This is a genomic window from Lactivibrio alcoholicus, assembly GCF_055390895.1.
In genome coordinates this window covers 2,254,549-2,270,344 of sequence record NZ_AP042471.1, presented here as the reverse complement: position 1 = coordinate 2,270,344, position 15,796 = coordinate 2,254,549, and the positions used below count along the sequence as shown (strand labels likewise).

At 63.2% G+C, this 15,796-nt stretch carries 12 protein-coding genes; 7 read left to right on the top strand and 5 right to left on the bottom strand.

What is annotated here, in order from left to right; all coding sequences use genetic code 11:
- Nucleotides 1–54 precede the first annotated feature (54 nt).
- Nucleotides 55–1,503: a CsgG/HfaB family protein gene (locus tag ACZ5IU_RS10410; RefSeq protein ID WP_464416998.1), complete on the bottom strand. Its 1,449-nt coding sequence runs from the start codon at nucleotides 1,501–1,503 to the stop codon at nucleotides 55–57.
- Nucleotides 1,504–1,712: 209 nt separating this feature from the next.
- Between ACZ5IU_RS10410 and ACZ5IU_RS10405 the strand changes: the two genes are divergently transcribed.
- Nucleotides 1,713–2,144 carry a hypothetical protein gene (locus ACZ5IU_RS10405; RefSeq protein ID WP_464416996.1) on the top strand — a complete coding sequence of 144 codons (432 nt, stop codon included), beginning with the start codon at nucleotides 1,713–1,715 and terminating at the stop codon, nucleotides 2,142–2,144.
- 3 nt (nucleotides 2,145–2,147) lie between these two features.
- A complete protein-coding gene (locus tag ACZ5IU_RS10400) occupies nucleotides 2,148–4,196 on the top strand; it encodes a methyl-accepting chemotaxis protein (protein ID WP_464416994.1) in 2,049 nt (682 codons plus the stop codon).
- A gap of 93 nt (nucleotides 4,197–4,289) precedes the next feature.
- Here the strand turns inward: ACZ5IU_RS10400 and ACZ5IU_RS10395 are convergent, their stop codons facing one another.
- Genes ACZ5IU_RS10395 through ACZ5IU_RS10385 form a run of 3 tightly spaced genes read right to left on the bottom strand, consistent with a single transcriptional unit; the run spans nucleotide 4,290 to nucleotide 6,832 of the window.
- The gene (locus tag ACZ5IU_RS10395) at nucleotides 4,290–4,742 is read right to left on the bottom strand and encodes an SRPBCC family protein (protein WP_464416992.1); all 453 of its coding nucleotides are present in this window, start codon (nucleotides 4,740–4,742) and stop codon (nucleotides 4,290–4,292) included.
- A 31-nt stretch (nucleotides 4,743–4,773) separates the two neighbouring features.
- Complete coding sequence (locus ACZ5IU_RS10390) at nucleotides 4,774–5,604, bottom strand: phosphoenolpyruvate hydrolase family protein (RefSeq protein WP_464416990.1); 831 nt, start codon at nucleotides 5,602–5,604, stop codon at nucleotides 4,774–4,776.
- A 25-nt stretch (nucleotides 5,605–5,629) separates the two neighbouring features.
- On the bottom strand, nucleotides 5,630–6,832 hold the full coding sequence (locus tag ACZ5IU_RS10385) for a Tm-1-like ATP-binding domain-containing protein (RefSeq protein WP_464416988.1): 1,203 nt from the start codon (nucleotides 6,830–6,832) through the stop codon (nucleotides 5,630–5,632).
- A gap of 218 nt (nucleotides 6,833–7,050) precedes the next feature.
- Between ACZ5IU_RS10385 and ACZ5IU_RS10380 the strand changes: the two genes are divergently transcribed.
- From ACZ5IU_RS10380 to ACZ5IU_RS10360, 5 genes are all read left to right on the top strand, one after another.
- Nucleotides 7,051–8,661 carry a PucR family transcriptional regulator gene (locus ACZ5IU_RS10380; RefSeq protein ID WP_464416986.1) on the top strand — a complete coding sequence of 537 codons (1,611 nt, stop codon included), beginning with the start codon at nucleotides 7,051–7,053 and terminating at the stop codon, nucleotides 8,659–8,661.
- Between the two features lie 265 nt (nucleotides 8,662–8,926).
- On the top strand, nucleotides 8,927–9,658 hold the full coding sequence (locus tag ACZ5IU_RS10375; protein WP_464416984.1) for a DUF5058 family protein: 732 nt from the start codon (nucleotides 8,927–8,929) through the stop codon (nucleotides 9,656–9,658).
- 22 nt (nucleotides 9,659–9,680) lie between these two features.
- Entirely contained in the window at nucleotides 9,681–10,373 is a 693-nt protein-coding gene (locus ACZ5IU_RS10370; protein WP_464416982.1) for a hypothetical protein, read from the top strand.
- Nucleotides 10,374–10,402: 29 nt separating this feature from the next.
- Nucleotides 10,403–11,614, top strand: coding sequence for a M20 metallopeptidase family protein (locus tag ACZ5IU_RS10365; protein WP_464416980.1), 1,212 nt, complete (start codon nucleotides 10,403–10,405; stop codon nucleotides 11,612–11,614).
- Between the two features lie 212 nt (nucleotides 11,615–11,826).
- Entirely contained in the window at nucleotides 11,827–13,626 is a 1,800-nt protein-coding gene (locus ACZ5IU_RS10360) for a C69 family dipeptidase (RefSeq protein ID WP_464416978.1), read from the top strand.
- Here ACZ5IU_RS10360 and ACZ5IU_RS10355 read toward each other — a convergent pair.
- Nucleotides 13,615–15,651, bottom strand: coding sequence for an FAD-dependent oxidoreductase (locus ACZ5IU_RS10355; protein WP_464416976.1), 2,037 nt, complete (start codon nucleotides 15,649–15,651; stop codon nucleotides 13,615–13,617). The genes ACZ5IU_RS10360 and ACZ5IU_RS10355 overlap by 12 nt on opposite strands.
- Nucleotides 15,652–15,796: the final 145 nt, after the last annotated feature.

The window sequence follows — 15,796 nt, the reverse complement described above, 5'->3', positions numbered from 1 at the left end:
CTCCTTCGTCTTTATTCGCCCCTCCCAGTGCGCCGGAACAGCGCAGCGTCTCAGCTACTTCTTCTTCGCCAGGTTTCTGTCCCGGAAGTCGATCGCGGGTTCGTAGCTCGGATTCGTCGAAATCGAGCGGTCGATCCACTCGCGCGCGACACTCTTCTTGCCCATCTTGTACGCCGTGACGCCGGCCCAGTACATGTCGAGATAATTTCCGGAGTAGATCTTCACGGCTTCCTCGAACTGCTTCAGGGCGCGCGAGAAATTTCCCTTCGTGAGGTTATAGTACCCCGCCTTGTGGACGATGCTGATATTCGCCTTCTGTTCGGGCGTCAGCGGCATCGCGTCGAGAACGTCGATCTGGTCCGACTTGTTCGCGGTCGAGCCGGACAGAGGATTCACGGGAGCCTGCGTCGGCTGCGGTTCGGGCGTGGGCTCGGGTATGGGACGGACCGGCTCCGGAGTGGGCCGCGCGGTCTTTCCCTTCGGCGCGCCCGTCGGTTCCGGCTTCGGTTCGGGCGTCGGTTCGACCGCAGGAGTCGCCGCCGAGCCACCACCGAGGACGTTAAGCGCGGTCGCAATGCTCCGCCGCTTCAGCGGAACCTGATCCGGCTTTCCGAAAAACAGCTCGACGAGGTCGCCCCGGCCCGGAGCTCCTTCCATCCGGACGACCTCGCACTTGGAATAGGCGTTCTGAACTTCCTTCGCCTTCAGAATCGCGAGGTAGTTCTTTTCGATTCCGAGGACCTCTCCCTTGAGCCCGACGACGGGAGTTCCCTCGAGGTAGACCGCGAGCATCTGGCCCGGCTGGATCCCCTGCGACATGCCGGCGTCCACCGTCGCCACATCGCCGGCATACGCGAGAACGTGGTACGAGGACCCCGAAACCATCTGTCGCAGACGCTGCGCGATCTTCTGGATCGCGTTGTATGTCGCGGCCGAGAGGATGCCTCCGGATTCCCCCTCGCCGAACGCAAGTCCGGAGATCATGACGCCTCCCGCCGAGCGGTCGGCCGTCCCCGTCTCGCGTACGACCGACACGACCTCGCCGGTCTGGACGCGGACGACCCTGAGATCGAGCGCAACCTTCGCCGTCGAACTCCCCACGGCGACGCCCGTAAAGCCGCCGAGCGGGATGAATCCGCCCGAAGTCTTCGTCGAGAATTCCGTGATGGCCCCCGTTACGATCGCCTCGACGCCGACGAGCCGCCCGAGGGAAACGGCCGTGGTCGGATCGACGAGCCCCGACGCCGAAAGCTTCTGTTCCTTCGCGATCGCCTCGATGCGGCTGCGCTCATAGACGGTGAAGGCTCCGGTTTTGACGAGTTCCGTCGTGAGCATGTCCGTGATGCCGCGCCGGACGCCCTCCGTCACTTCCTTCGCTTCCGTGGCGTTGTTCTGGAACTCCAGAACGGCGATCCGCATCTTCGCCGATGCGACGCCGGAAAGCGCCGCGATGAAGAATGCACTCAACAACAATACGGTGCAACGGTGACTCCGGAGTTTCATGAACATGCCCCCATGTTTTCAGGATAGTGGTCCCTCGGGAGGAGGGACTTCGATATCACCGATCATTTCGAGAATTATACCATCCGCTTCGAATCCCCATCGACACGAATGGCGTTAAAAACAATATGATCAGATACATGAATTTATGCGCAAATGGATTGTCATTTTTCGGGCTTCCCGTACTCTATTCACAATACGACCGGAGGGAGGTGGAGATTCTGGATAGCGGAAGAGAGACGATTTTGCGGACGCTGGCGTCGGCGTTGTCGACGAACGGCGCGAAGGAAGACGGATGGCAGGAAACGGCCCTGTTCCTCGTGGATCTGAGTCTGAACGTAATCGTATCCGAGGGATCCGTTCGCGAGGGAGAAACGCTCGGAGAGGAGACCGCGGGGCAGAAATGCTATCGCGTTTTCCACCGGAGACGGGCCCCATGCCGCAAGTGCGCGACCCTCGAAACGATGCGCGACGGAATGCCCCACACGTTATTCACGGAGACCGGGGGCAGGAAGAAGAGAACCCGCTACCGGATCGATACCTTCCCCATCCGTGACGGGGCGGGAAAAATCTGGGGCGTTGCGGAACGGGTCTTCAGAGAGATGGAGAAAGAAACTCTTTCGAAAAAAGAGAAGGAGGAATGAGAGATGACTATACGGAACAAGCTTATCGGAATGGCGTGCATCGTTCTTCTGGTGATCGCGGCAATGGCGGGCGTGACGTACTATCGCGGCAGCGCCATGATGTTCGATCAGGTCGGGACGTCGGGGATGGAGATCGTGAAAGGAGCGGCCGAGGCCGTCAATTCACAGTTCGACAAGATCGAGGGAATCGTCGCGACCGCTGCGGATTCGGTCCTTCACGCGTGGCTCGTTCTCGGAACGACCGACGAGGAAGGTGTCGAGAAGGTTCTGACCTCGCTCGTCGAACGTGCTTCGGATAGCGGAATCGCCGACCTGTATTTCGGAATCGAATCGACCGGCAAACTCGCGCACGGTCGCGGCTGGAAGGAACCCGAGGGCTACGACGCGCGCGTCCGCGCCTGGTACAGGCAGGCCGCGGCAGCCGGAAAGGGAAAGGTCATTTTCACCGAGCCGTACGTGAACCAGAATACGAAGAAGGTCGTCGTCTCGGCGGCGACGCCCCTTTACGACACCGCCGGAAAACTTCTCGGCGTCCTGACCGGCGACATGGACACGACGGCGCTGAACGAATACGTCGTCAACCTCAAGATCTTCGGACAGGGGAGCGGCGTCATGATTCTCAGGAGCGGAGTCTTCGCGGCATACCGCGTCGCGGAGGACGTCCTGAAGGCCAACATGATGACGGACAGCAAGTTTCCAGAGCCCGTGCGGAACATCGCGAAGAAGATGGTCGCCGGAGAGAGCGGATTCGAAACCTACACCTACCAGGGCGAAGACCGCCAGATATTCTTCGCACCTGCGAGCCGCGACTTCTTCCTCGGAATCTTCTTTCCGAGATCCGTCGTCACCGGAATGGTGCGGGGACTTACGAACGTCCTGCTCGCGATCGCGGTCATCGCGATCCTCGTGACGGGCGGCGTCATCTTCGTCATCGTCCGGGGACTCACGAAGTCGATCGGGTCGATGAAGGCAACCACCGAAAAACTCGGAGCCGGGGACCTGACCGTCCACTACGCGGACTCCGGCAAGGACGAAATCGCAGACATATCTCGGAATCTCAACGGAATGGTCGTTTCGCTGCGCGATGTCATGGTTTCGATCCGGAAGGAGTCCGAGGAGACGGCCAGGCGCGCCGAAACCCTCGCGTCGCTTTCGGAGGAGACGCTCTCCTCGATGGAGGAGGTCTCGGGATCGATCGAGAAGGTGCAGGCCATGATGGAACACAGTTCGGCCGCCCTCGAGGAAACGAACGCATCGATCGAGGAGATCGCGTCGAGCGCGCAGTCGGCCGCGAAGGCGTCCGGCGACGGGGCCGAGGGCGCCACGCAGGCTTCCGAGGCGGCGAAGGGCTCTCTCTCCGAAGTCAACCTCGCCATCGGCAACATCAGGAACGCCGCGGGGGAATCGGCGAAGAGCATCGATCGGATCAAGGCGCTCGCGAAGTCGGTCGAGGACATCTCGGGATTCGTGACGACGATAACGTCGATCGCGGACCAGACGAACCTTCTGGCGCTGAACGCGGCGATCGAGGCGGCGAGGGCCGGAGAGGCGGGACGGGGCTTCGCGGTGGTGGCCGAGGAGGTCAGGAAGCTCGCGGAGGAATCGGCGCGGGCGGCGAACGAGGTCAACAAGCTGATCGACGGACTCCAGAGGCACTCCGGCGACTCGATCGCGGCGACCGAGAAGACGGGGACGATCCTGGAAGAGACGATGCGAGGCGCCGAGGCGACGCAGAAGAAACTGACGGCCGCGGTGGAGTCCATCGCGAAGATGGCGGAGGCGGTCCAGAGCATCGCGGCGGTATCGGAGGAGCAGGCCGCGGCGAGCGAGGAGATGACGAGCGCGGTTCAGAGCGTGACGGAATCGACGGGAGAAGTCGTGGAATCGGTGACGTCGATTCAGGCGGCGTCGCGGGAGACGACGAAGGCCGCCGAGGGGATCGCGACGGAGGCGCAGGACATGGCCTCGACGTCGGAAAACCTTCTGAATCTCGTCTCCCGGTTCATCATCGGCGACGACGCAACGCCGAAGGGGCTTGTGCCGAAGAAGTAGCGCTTCTCCGAACGCACCTCTCTGAAAACAAGGCGGATACACAGGAGCGCCCCCGCAGAAAGCGGGGGCGCTCCTGTGCCGGAAACCGCACGATTATTCCCTGTCCATATATTCCCTGCGATCGAACCCCAAATTTCTGAGACTCTCGAGTCCCGAGCTGAAGACGCCGTACACGGTCGCGGTCGTCTCATCCTCCGCGGCGGGGTCGGTGACGTCGAAGACCGCCGACCACTCCGCGAACGTCTGTCCGGTGGCGACGACCGGCGCGACGCGAATCACCGCGATGTAGTTTTTCAGCTTCATGCCGGTCTCCAGAATACTGTAGGCCACCGTTCGGTCGATATCGGAGATCCCGAGCAGACGTTCGCGCATTTTCACCCCTCCGGCGAGCGTGAAATGCCGCACGCACCCGACGTCCGTCCCCTCCTCCAGTTCGCTGTCCACGATGCCCGGGTGCCATTTCGGCAGGCCGTTGAAATCCCGGACCATTTTCCACACGACCTCGACGGGTGTATCGATGACAGTGCTGTAGTATACTCTGGGCATTGCCCGATTCCTCCCCCCGGTTCGCCCCGGACTAGAATTTCACGGCCTTGAAGGCCTGCGTCTGCGCCTTGATCGCGGTCTCCGTCGGCAGGCGCTCCATCGAACTCGCCCCGTAGAAGCCGTTGACGTTTTTGCAACGCTTCAGGACGTACGCCGCATCCTCGGGCATCGCGATCGGCCCGCCGTGACACAGGACGATGACGTCGTCGCGCACCGCCCGCGCCGCCGCGGCCCACTCGTCGATCAGCCCGACGCACTGATCGAGCGTCTTGGCCGTCTGCGCCCCGATCGAGCCCTTCGTCGTGAGCCCCATGTGGCAGACGAGGATGTCCGCGCCCGCCTTCGTCATCGCGACGGCGTCCTTCGCGCTGAAGACGTATGGCGTCGTCAGGAGATCCCGTTCGGCCGCCATGCGGATCGACTCGACCTCGAGCGCGTACCCCATCCCCGTCTCCTCGAGGTTCGCCCGGAAGACTCCGTCGATGAGGCCGACGGTCGGAAAGTTCTGGACGCCCGCGAATCCCAGGGACTTGAGGTCGTCTAAGAAGCAGTCCCAGATGACGAACGGGTCGGTCCCGTTGATCCCGGCGAGGACGGGGGTCTTCTTCACGACCGGAAGGACCTCCTTCGCCATGTCCTTCACGATGTCATTGGCGTTCCCATAGGCAAGCAGCCCTGCGAGCGATCCGCGCCCGGCCATGCGATACCGGCCCGAGTTGTAGATCACGATGAGGTCGATGCCGCCCGCTTCCTCCCACTTCGCGGAGATCCCCGTCCCCGCGCCGCCGCCGATGATCGGCTCCCGCTTCCGCACCATGTCCCGGAAACGGGACATGAGCTCCGATCGCGTCTGTCGCACCACCGTCGTTCCCCTCCCTCTCCGGAGCCTAATGTCCGGTGATGTCGCGGAAATTCGCCACGAGCGCGTCGGCGAATTCCGGATCGTTGATGTTGTACGGCAATCTCACAAGCCTCCGCAGGTTTGTCTGGATCACGGTGCGTTCGAGGGAATCGAAGAGCGCCGCGTCCGCCTCCGGCCAGTGGAACGGCTGTCCCGGAGCGTCGATCAGCGAGACTCCGTTGAGCGGCAGCAGGAAGCGGACCGGTCCCTCGCACCGGTTGAGTTTTTCCCCGATCCACTTGCCCATGTGGGCGTTCTCCTCGGGAGTCGTCCGCATCAGCGTGACCTGCGGGTTGTGGACGTGGAGCTTCCGGTCCCTATAGTGCGGCGGGACGGTCTCCATCGCGCCGAAATTGACCATGTCGAGCGCCCCGACGGAGCCGACGTAGGGGATCCTGGTCCGGACGATCGCCCCGAGCCGGTCCTCGCCGGCGCTGAAGACACCGCCCATCAGAAGGTCGCAGACCTCCGTGGTCGTCGCGTCGATCACGGAGGGGATCAACCCGGAATCCACGAGCTTCTCCATCGACTGGCCGCCCGTTCCGGTCGCGTGGAACACGAGGCAGTCGAATTCCTTCGCGAGCGCGTGTCTCACTCGCTCCACGCACGGCGTCGTCACACCGAACATCGTCATTCCGACGAGCGGTTTGTCCTCGCCGGATGGAACCGTTCCGCGAACCATGCCCGAGACGGCGTTAGCCGCGTTCGAGAGGACGACGCGCGAGATCCGGTTGATCCCGGCGACGTCCGTGACGGAGTACATCATGCAGATGTCGTTCGGCCCGACGTAAGGCGCGACGTTCGCGGAAGCGACGGTCGAGACCATGAGCTTCGGCACGCCGATCGGGAGCGATCGCATCCCCCGCGTCACGAGGGAGGTACCGCCCGACCCGCCGAGGCCGATGACGCCGCCGATGTCGCCCCGTGTCAGCAGGAACGCCGCGAGCGCCTCTCCCATTTCCGCGACGGCCTGCCCCCTGTCCCTCACGGAGTCCAGAAAACCGGGCCTGTCCGGATGACACGCAGCCACATCCCGGTTCGACACGTCGACTCCCGGTCCGGGAACACGCACCGTCGTCCCGACATCCACGAGGACGGCCGGAACCCCCTCCGCCTCGATGCGCTCCTTCACGAAGTGGAGATCCTCATACTTCGTATCGCACGTTCCGATGACGTATGCCTTCTTCATGGCGTCCCTCCTTGTCGGCATGACGGACACACTCGCCCGCCGATATGGTGCATGATTCCGAAAAAAAACGAAAATGCAACGATATGGTACTCCTTCGTGCGCCGGGGAACAAGATCGTTTCGTTCCCGACCCGCATGGTCGTTCATTCCACTTGCGAAACCCGGGGGATTTCGCGTATGCTCACAGGTATCCGAAGCAGGGATAGGAGCCGGATCACGATGAGCGTAACGTTGCGCGAACTCCTCGAAACACCTCTTCTGAAGGGCATCACCGTGCTCGCGGGGCATCGCGGGCTCGACCGGCGCGTGACGTCCGTCACCGTGCTCGACGCGCCCGACGGAGTCAACTGGCTCCAGGGCGGCGAGCTCGTCATCACCTCGGGCTATATCTTCCGGGACGATCCCAGGAGCCTCATCCCCGTCATCGACACGCTCCAGAGCCGCGGAATGTCCTGTTTCGGCATCAAGGTCAGCAGATACATCGGAAAAGTGCCGGACGAGGTGCTCCGCCACGCGGACGAACTCGGTTTTCCCCTTCTCGATATCCCGTTTCCGTTCGCTTTCCGGGACGTCATCGACCCGGTCCTGACGACCGTCGTCAACCGCCAGGCAGAACAGCTCAGGCTCTCGGAATCGGTTCTCCGGTCGTTTTCCGAAATCATGATGAACGGCGGCCCGACGGCGGAGATCGTCGCGGCCCTCCGGCGCTTCATCGGCTGCGACCTCGCGTTCGTCGACACGACGTTCGGCGAGAACATCCTCGCGTCGCGGAACCCGGCTTTCGATTCGCTCGTCCGGGACATGAGCCTTCCGCAGCTTCTCAGCAATCGCAGCAACGTGGCGGTCACGCTCGATAACAAGACGTACGGATATCTCGTCTTCGACGTTCTTCCCGAAGAGCCGCGAACGGGGTATGAGTGGGACATCTGCGTCGACCACGCAAAGACGGTCCTGCTCCTGAGCATCCAGAAACGCATCGCCCAGACGGAGGCCGAGCGCCGGTACCGGGACGAGTTCGTCCAGGATATCCTTTTCAACAACCTCCGGTTCGAAAAGGAAGTCTGGAACCGCGCGAAAATGTTCTCGTGGGACCTGAGCGGCCCGCAGGTCGCCGTCGACGTCGATATCGACAACTACAAGCTTCAGTTCGAACACTTCAGGGAGCGCGAGTCGGCGACGCTCATCGACGAAGGCAAGAAGCGCATCTACACCGTCGCCGCGGCTCACGTCCAGGATCGCTTCCCGAAAACGCCCTACGCCGAACTCAGCGACTCCATCGTCTTCATCCTGCCCGCGCGGAACACCCCGCCTGCGGAGTTCCGCTCCGAACTGAACTCGCTCGCGGCCGAAATCCAGCAGGACATCCGCGACCGGACCCACTTCACGGTGACCGTCGGGATCGGAGGCGTCAAGGAGAGCGTCTTCCAGTGCCACCAGAGTTACGACGAGGCGCGCAAGGGACTCGAAATGGTCCGGACCTCCTATGGCGGCGGGCGCGTCGTCTTCTGGGAGGAACTGGGCGTCTACAAGCTCCTCGGTCCCCTCTTCAATTCGCGCGACGCGGTTGCGTTTTATACCGACTACATCGGTCCGCTGATCGAATACGACCGGAAACGACGCGGCGAACTCGTGAAGACGCTCGAGGCGCTCGTCCGGCATAACTGGCAGGGGAAGCAGGCCGCGGAGGATCTTAAAATCCATTACAACACGATGAAGTATCGTTTCAGGAAAATCCGCGAGCTCATCGGACTCGACATCAACGACGGCGAACAGCGACTCGACATCGCCCTCTCCCTCAAACTATACATGATGAACAGTTTCTTCAAGTGACATTGTTCCTGAAGGACATCTACAAAAGCGCCGCCTGCTCTGCCTTATCCTTTATAGATAATAAAACAATATTAGTTTGTCCCTAATAACCACACATCTATCCCCCTCTCCGGCACATTGTTCCTCAAAGGCCTTTTCCTCGTATACTTTCGTCCTTCACAGCCATAGATTCCTCTCGCCACCTTTCCTATCATGGCGTCGTCGCACCGCGAAGGGGGAAAGGAGGGCGCGGCGCGCACGCAAACACGACGCGGAGGTGCAGGTTATGCCCGATATAGTTTTGAAAACGGCGAATGCCGGTATGGTCTGGGGAATCGCGATCGCGATCATCGCCATCGTTCTCGCACAGGCGCTTCTGTATGCGCGGCTGGCGTTCCGGACGGCCGAAACGATCGGCTTCCCGAAGGAAAAGTGCATGCTCGGGTTCCGGTCCGGAGCGATCTCGGCCATCGGTCCGTCGATCGCGGTCTTCATCGTCATGGTTGGAATGATGTCCGTCGTCGGCGGCCCGATCACGTGGCTTCGCCTGTCGATCATCGGAGCGGCCCCCACGGAACTCACGGCCGCCACGGTGGGCGCCGAGGCGCTCGGCGTCAAGTTCGGATCCCCGCAATACGATCTCATGGCCCTGGCTTCATCCTGGTGGACGATGGCGGTCAACGGAACGGGGTGGCTCCTCGTCACCGCGCTGTTCACCCATAAGCTCGAAGATCTCCGCGAAAAGGTCGGAGGCGGAGACGTCAAGTGGCTGGCGATCCTGTCGAGCGCGGCGATTCTCGGGTGCTTCGGCTTCCTGAACTCCCGAACCATCATCGCCGGCGTCAAGGCGCTCTCGTCGGGCTCGACGCAGGCGAGCGGACCCTTCTACGCCACCATCGGCGGGCTCGTCAGCATGATGCTTCTCGTCAAGCTCGGCCAGAAGATCCCGGCGCTTCGCGAATACAACCTCGGACTCGCCATGCTGATCGGAATGGCCACGGCCGTCATTCTCGCCTGACCCTGAGAGAGGAGAATCCCGAATGTCCACCGTCAATCACGAAGAATTCGAACGCATCTGGAAGGGACCGGCGATCCGCATCGGCGTCGTCACCGTCGTCGTTCCGATGCTCATGTGTTTCCTCCCCAACGTGTATCTGTACGTCGTTCACGGCGTCTTCCCGCCCTGGGGCGTCGCGTTCAAGGCGTGGGGCATGATCGCCGCGATCTTCGGCGCGTTCTACATCGTCGAACCGATTTCCTATTACCCCATCCTCGGCCTCACGGGAACCTACATTTCCTTTCTGAGCGGCAACATCGGCAATCTTCGCGTTCCGTGCTCCGCCGTCGCGCAGGAAGTCGTCGGCGTCGAACCGGGGACGCCCGAGGCGGAGATCGTCTCCACCCTCGGAATCACGGGATCCGTCATCACGAACCTCTTCTTCACCACGCTCGCCGCGATCGCGGGGGCGACGCTTCTTTCGATGCTGCCCGTCAGCATCGCCAACGCGTTCAAGAACTACACGGTCGCAGCGATTTTCGGCGCCATGTTCGGCCAGTTCACGCTCAAATATCCCCAGCTCGGACTCGTCGGGCTCGGAATTCCGGTCGCGCTGGCGCTCGGGGCTCCGGCGCTCGGGCTCCCTTTCCTGGCCCAGACGTGGGTTCTCATCGTGGCCTCCGTGTTCGGAACGATTCTTGTCGGCAGGATTTTCTATAAGGCGCACATCATCTGACGCGCCCGGGGAAAGAGAGGACGGAAGCAATGCGAACGTTCAAGGAAGAAGCGCACGGCATCCGGGAACAAATCGTCGCCTGGCGGCGCGATCTGCATCGGATTCCGGAAACCGGAGTCGACACGCCGCAGACCGAAGCGTACATCTGCGCGCGGCTCGACGAGATGGGGATCCCGTACCGGAAGGGAATCGCCGGTCATGGCGTCGCGGCCCTGATCGAAGGCGAAAAGCCCAGCCGCGTCTTCGCGATCCGAGCGGACTGCGACGGCCTTCCGATCCGCGAAGAGACCGGACTTCCGTTCGCGTCGACCAACGGCTGCATGCACGCGTGCGGGCACGACGCGCACGCGGCGATGGGGCTCGGCGCCGCGAAGATCCTCCACGAGCACCGGAAAGAGCTTTCAGGAACCGTGAAAGTGATCTTCCAGCCCGGCGAGGAAGGGTGTGTCAGCGGCCCCGGCGGCGCGAAGCGCATGATCGACGACGGCGTTCTCGAGAACCCGAAGGTCGAGGCGATTACGGCCCTGCACACGGGGTCGATCTGGCGCGAGGGATTCGTCCCCGGCGACGTGGGATACCGATACGGCGGCGTCATGGCCTGCATGGACCGCTTCGAGATCGTCGTCAGGGGCAAGGGGGCGCACGGCGCCTATCCACACGGCTCGATCGATCCCATCAGCATCGCAAGCCACATCGTCACGGAACTCCAGACCATCGTGAGCCGGGAGGTGAACCCTCTCGAACCCGCGGTCATTTCCATCTGCATGATCCACGCGGGGAGTGCCTTCAACATCATCCCCGGAGAATGCACGATCACGGGGACGGTCCGCGCGCTCAACCACGACGCGCGAACGTTCCTCGCGAAGCGAATCGAAGAGATCGCCTCGTCCGTCGCGCAGGGGATGCGCGGCTCGATCGCGTTCACATACGGATGGGACGGCCCCGCGCCGGTCGTCAATGACGCCGCCCTTACCGACATGTTCAGGAATGTCGCCGTCGCGGTCGTCGGAGAAGAACACGTCAAGGAAATCACCGTGCCGTCGATGGGCGGCGAGGATATCGCCTTCTTTCAGGAGCGCGTTCCCGGGACCTTCTTCTTCCTTCCGGGATGCGACGAGTCGAAGGGACAGACCTGGCCGCACCACAACTCGAAGTTCGACCTCGACGAAAGCGTCTTCCCGATCGGATCCGCGCTTCTCGCAACGATGGCCTCGGAGTGGCTCCGGACGCACGCGGAATAGCCGTCGCACACACACAACGACACTCTTCGGTGACGCTGTCTCCATCCCCCTGGGGACCTGTCGTCGCCCACTTCCTCCGGACCGGGACGGACTACGTCCCGGTCCTTTCGTTGCTGACATCCGCCGCGGAGTGAGCTATGATGACTGTGGATCCGGTTATGGATTCCAATTTCGTGTCAGCGCGTGCGCATTTAAGGAGGAACGGTATTCCGATGTGGTTCATCATTCTGGGCGTTTGTGCGATCGTTCTGGCCTCGCGAAAGGCATTCGCCTGTAGCGGACTGATTCTCGGGAAAGACGTCTCCCCGACCGGTTGCGTCGTCGTAGGACACGTAGAGGACGATGGCGGAAGGCTTCTCGTGCGGCACGGACTGGTTCCCGCCCGAACGCACGCCTCGGGTTCGGTGATCGTCGCCGAGGACGGTTCGGCGCGCGTTCCACAGGCATCCGAAACGTTCGGCTTCTTCTGGAGCGAGGTCAGGGGAGAACGCGGCCTGTCGAACGCGGACGTCTTCCACAACGACCGCGGCGTCTGCATCGTAACGGACAGCTGCCGCGATTCCCGGCTCGACAACGAACCCGACCTGATCGGCGGCGGTATCGAATACGCCCTCCGGCGCATCCTGGCCGAGCGGGCGACATCTTCGGCGCACGGCGTCCAACTGGCCGCGGAGCTTCTCGACCGCTACGGCTACCGGGGGTCGGGACGAACGTATCTCATCGCCGACGCGAGAGAAGCGTGGATGTTGCAGATCGCACAGGGACGACATTTCTGCGCGATCCGCGTCCGCGACGACGAGGCGGCCTTCATCCCGAACCACTACACGATCCGCGCCGGAGATCTCGCGACGCACCGGTTCCGGATGTCGGACGGACTCATCGGATATGCCCGGGACCGCGGCTGGTGCGACGTGGACGACGCGTCGCCGGAGCGTTTCGACTTCGCCCGGGCCTTCCAGGATCCTTCCGGATGGCGGAAGGACGTCAACACCCTCCGGCACCGGCATGCGTTGCGACTTCTGACCGGACGCGAGTGGGACGCCGACGGAGAGCTTCCCTTCGGCGTTCGCCCCGAGCGGATCGTGAGCCGGAGAGAAGTCGCGGCGATTCTCCGAACACACTACGAAGGGACGCCCGACGACAGACGCGTCCCGTTCGCGGGACGGTCGCCGCACTATACGCCGATCCGCCGCATCTGCTCCGGGACCACGGTGGAAGGACTCATCGCCGAACTCGACGAACACCCGGAACTCACGCGGCTCGTCATCGCGCAGGGGCACCCGTGCTCGGCGCCCTTCCTCCCGCTTCACGCCGGAGTCTCTTCCCTTCCGGAGTCACTGGATCCGATGGACGATCCGGCGGCGGAGCTCGAGACACACTGCGCCGCTAAGCCGCACCTCCTCGACGCGGACGGAAAAGGCTGGTGGCGCGTACGGCGCCGCCAGGCGATCATCGACCTCAGGTGGAACGACGTTCGCGGGACTCTCGGCGAATGGATCGCCTCGTTCGAGACGGATATTGACGCGGAGGAAGCCGACGTGCGTTCACGGGCGCGGGCGCTCTTCGACGAAGGGCGCGATTCCGAGGCGCGGACCATTCTGAACGATTGGGCAGCCCGCATCGCGGAAGAGGCCGAACACGGAATCGAAGCCGTCTTGCGTCCGTTCGTCCCGGCGGACGCATCATGCGACAGGAGCGGAATCACGCGAGGCGACCGTTCGGGCGAACTGGCGGTCAGTTTCCGTTGCGCCGGAACGCCGGACGAACCATCGATCCGCATGGGACAGGACGGAGTCTCCCACACGCTCTGGGCGACTCCTCTTCCCGGTACGCTGAGATCCGACGGAGACGGCTGGACGGTGCGTTTCCGCGTCCGCGAACTCACGGAAGCGGCCGTCCCGTGTCTTTCCGACTTCCACCTCGGCGGTCGGGATGCGGCCGGACGCGGCTTCGCGGCTCGGGTCACCCTCCGCGTGCTCCCTTCCGCGCAAGAGGATACGCTACCATACTGATTCCAGCCCGACGCGCACATCCGCGGCACTCCGACCCGGAGCATCAAGCGCATCCAGAACCATCGTGACGGCCGCGCCGCGCGTGAGCGTATCCTCCGCGGCCATCCCCCCCGGGAGGAGGATTCCCCGCCCGGAGGAACGGTCGCGGATCGAAATCGTTTCGAGGGCACGCCTGAATACTTCCGCGGAGGGAAACGGATCGGGCTGAGCGAGCCGGCCGGGAGTGCAAAAGCGTCCCGGAAACGCGACAGACAGACGTCCGAGGAGCTCGCTCGCCTGCCGCGCGGTCATCGGAAGCGACGGCGCGTACAGATCGCGCGTCATTCCCGGAAGGAGACCGTAAAGCGTCGCGATCTGGACGGCCTCCCACTCTGGAGTACCCTCGGGGACATCGGCAAACGCTTCCATCGAGAGACGGCTCCTCGCGTCGAGAAGAATCAGCTGGACATCTATCGGGTCCACATCGCGGACCTCGCACCCATTCCGGACGGCGAGGGCCGCGATCGCTCCGGTGGCCTGTCCCGCGAGCATGACGGCAGGTTGCAGCCTGATCGCTCCGTTCACGAGCCGCGATACAGAGATGTTTTTCTCCGCGGCGAGGAGGCCGTCGATCCTTTCGGGCACGAAGACGCCGAATGGAATCTGGAAAACACCCCTGCTCGGTTCCCATCCTCTCGGAAACGACGCGGCCGATTCGCCGAGATCGTGTTCCATGAAGCGGTCGAGGTGCGATCCGTGGATATCGACGGGATACTCGCCGAGAGCCATCGCCTCGGGCCAGTTTCTGAGCGCGCGTCCGTCCGAGCGGACGATGTCGGCGTTCCGCAGCGTCTCGAGCCCGACGAGCCGGCGCGACTCCCGGACGTACGGAAAGGGCGGGAAACAGCGCAGCGCGGCCGCGAACGCGTCCTTTGTGACGCCCCACACGTCCCACGCGGTCGTCGAGCGGCCGCTGTATCCCTGCGAATCGTCAACCGACCAGTCCGTCTGCCCGAGTTCCGACCGCAAATAGTGAAGAAAGCCGAGCGTCTTGAGAAGCGCCCCGCGGTCGGCGTGCTTTCGGAAAAGCCGGTCCTCGAGGTACCTGACCGTGAGCCCGGGGACGTCGCCGCCCCGGCCGGGCCAGTCGTTGGCCCAGTTCACGCCGGTCTTCGTGACGTTCGGCCACGTCGACGGCGTTCCGCTGTCCACAGGGAGCGGGTTCGCCGGATCGGGAAGGCCGCGGTAGGCGTTGTGGCTCACGACGTCGAACGGATAGCGTCCCGGCCATCGGTTCCCGTCGCGCGTCACGACCTTTCGGAAATCCGGGAGCATGGCCCCGTACCCCGGGGGTGGCGCGGTCGCGGCGGTCGCCTCCGCCACGGATGAAGATCCGTATTTCCGGATCACTGCGACGTACGTGATGTCCTGAATATTCGCATCCATGTCGATATCCGGGGACACGGAGTTCCCGGCCCGATAGCGGGCCCCTGCAAGCGGCAGCAGGTCGCCGCATTCGGTCGCGTCGACGAACACGGCGGCGCGGTATTCCGTAGGGCGGAAGTCGCGCACGGCGGTGACGGAGACGAGTCGGTTTCCTTCGCGCCGGGCCTGCGTCACGCGCGTTTCCGTCTCGACCGTCACGGAGCCGGGGGGCGGGACATTCCGGATCATTTCACGCAGGATCTCCTGCCCGACTGCAGGTTCGAACGCGATCGTGCCCGGCCCCCAGTAGCACGTCGAGACGCTCTTTCCGAGCGCGGCGTAGCGCGCCCGGACGCGCTCCGTGAACTCCCGGTATATTCCGGTCCTCGTCCGGCCGACGTCATCCATCGTCGAGACGGCGCCTCCCGTCATCTGCCCGCCGATCCAGTCGGATTCTTCGAGAATCAGGACGCGCATCCCAAGCCTCGCCGCCTGGATCGCCGCGGCGCACCCGCCCGCTCCCCCTCCGACGACGACGACATCGAACGAACGCACGGTCGCGGACGCCTGAAAGGCGAGCAATATGCCGAGAACGGCCGACAGGCACACTGCACGTCGCATCGTATCTTCCCCCTTCGCATCTTTCCTGCAATGATACATCCGTTTTCGCCCGACGCAGACGCTTCTTGAATTCCGCACAGGCGTGCTCTACAATTTTCTCTGAGAAAGACGCAAGGGAAGGGAGGGAGGCCGAAGAGTCGCCGGT

What these genes read in the sequence shown, in the direction of transcription:
- ACZ5IU_RS10410 (WP_464416998.1), bottom strand. Translation starts at nt 1,503, where the DNA reads ATGAAACTCCGGAGTCACCGTTGCACCGTATTGTTGTTGAGTGCATTC.
- ACZ5IU_RS10400 (WP_464416994.1), top strand. Translation starts at nt 2,148, where the DNA reads ATGACTATACGGAACAAGCTTATCGGAATGGCGTGCATCGTTCTTCTG.
- ACZ5IU_RS10395 (WP_464416992.1), bottom strand. Translation starts at nt 4,742, where the DNA reads ATGCCCAGAGTATACTACAGCACTGTCATCGATACACCCGTCGAGGTC.
- ACZ5IU_RS10385 (WP_464416988.1), bottom strand. Translation starts at nt 6,832, where the DNA reads ATGAAGAAGGCATACGTCATCGGAACGTGCGATACGAAGTATGAGGAT.
- ACZ5IU_RS10380 (WP_464416986.1), top strand. Translation starts at nt 7,051, where the DNA reads ATGAGCGTAACGTTGCGCGAACTCCTCGAAACACCTCTTCTGAAGGGC.
- ACZ5IU_RS10375 (WP_464416984.1), top strand. Translation starts at nt 8,927, where the DNA reads ATGCCCGATATAGTTTTGAAAACGGCGAATGCCGGTATGGTCTGGGGA.
- ACZ5IU_RS10370 (WP_464416982.1), top strand. Translation starts at nt 9,681, where the DNA reads ATGTCCACCGTCAATCACGAAGAATTCGAACGCATCTGGAAGGGACCG.
- ACZ5IU_RS10365 (WP_464416980.1), top strand. Translation starts at nt 10,403, where the DNA reads ATGCGAACGTTCAAGGAAGAAGCGCACGGCATCCGGGAACAAATCGTC.
- ACZ5IU_RS10360 (WP_464416978.1), top strand. Translation starts at nt 11,827, where the DNA reads ATGTGGTTCATCATTCTGGGCGTTTGTGCGATCGTTCTGGCCTCGCGA.
- ACZ5IU_RS10355 (WP_464416976.1), bottom strand. Translation starts at nt 15,651, where the DNA reads ATGCGACGTGCAGTGTGCCTGTCGGCCGTTCTCGGCATATTGCTCGCC.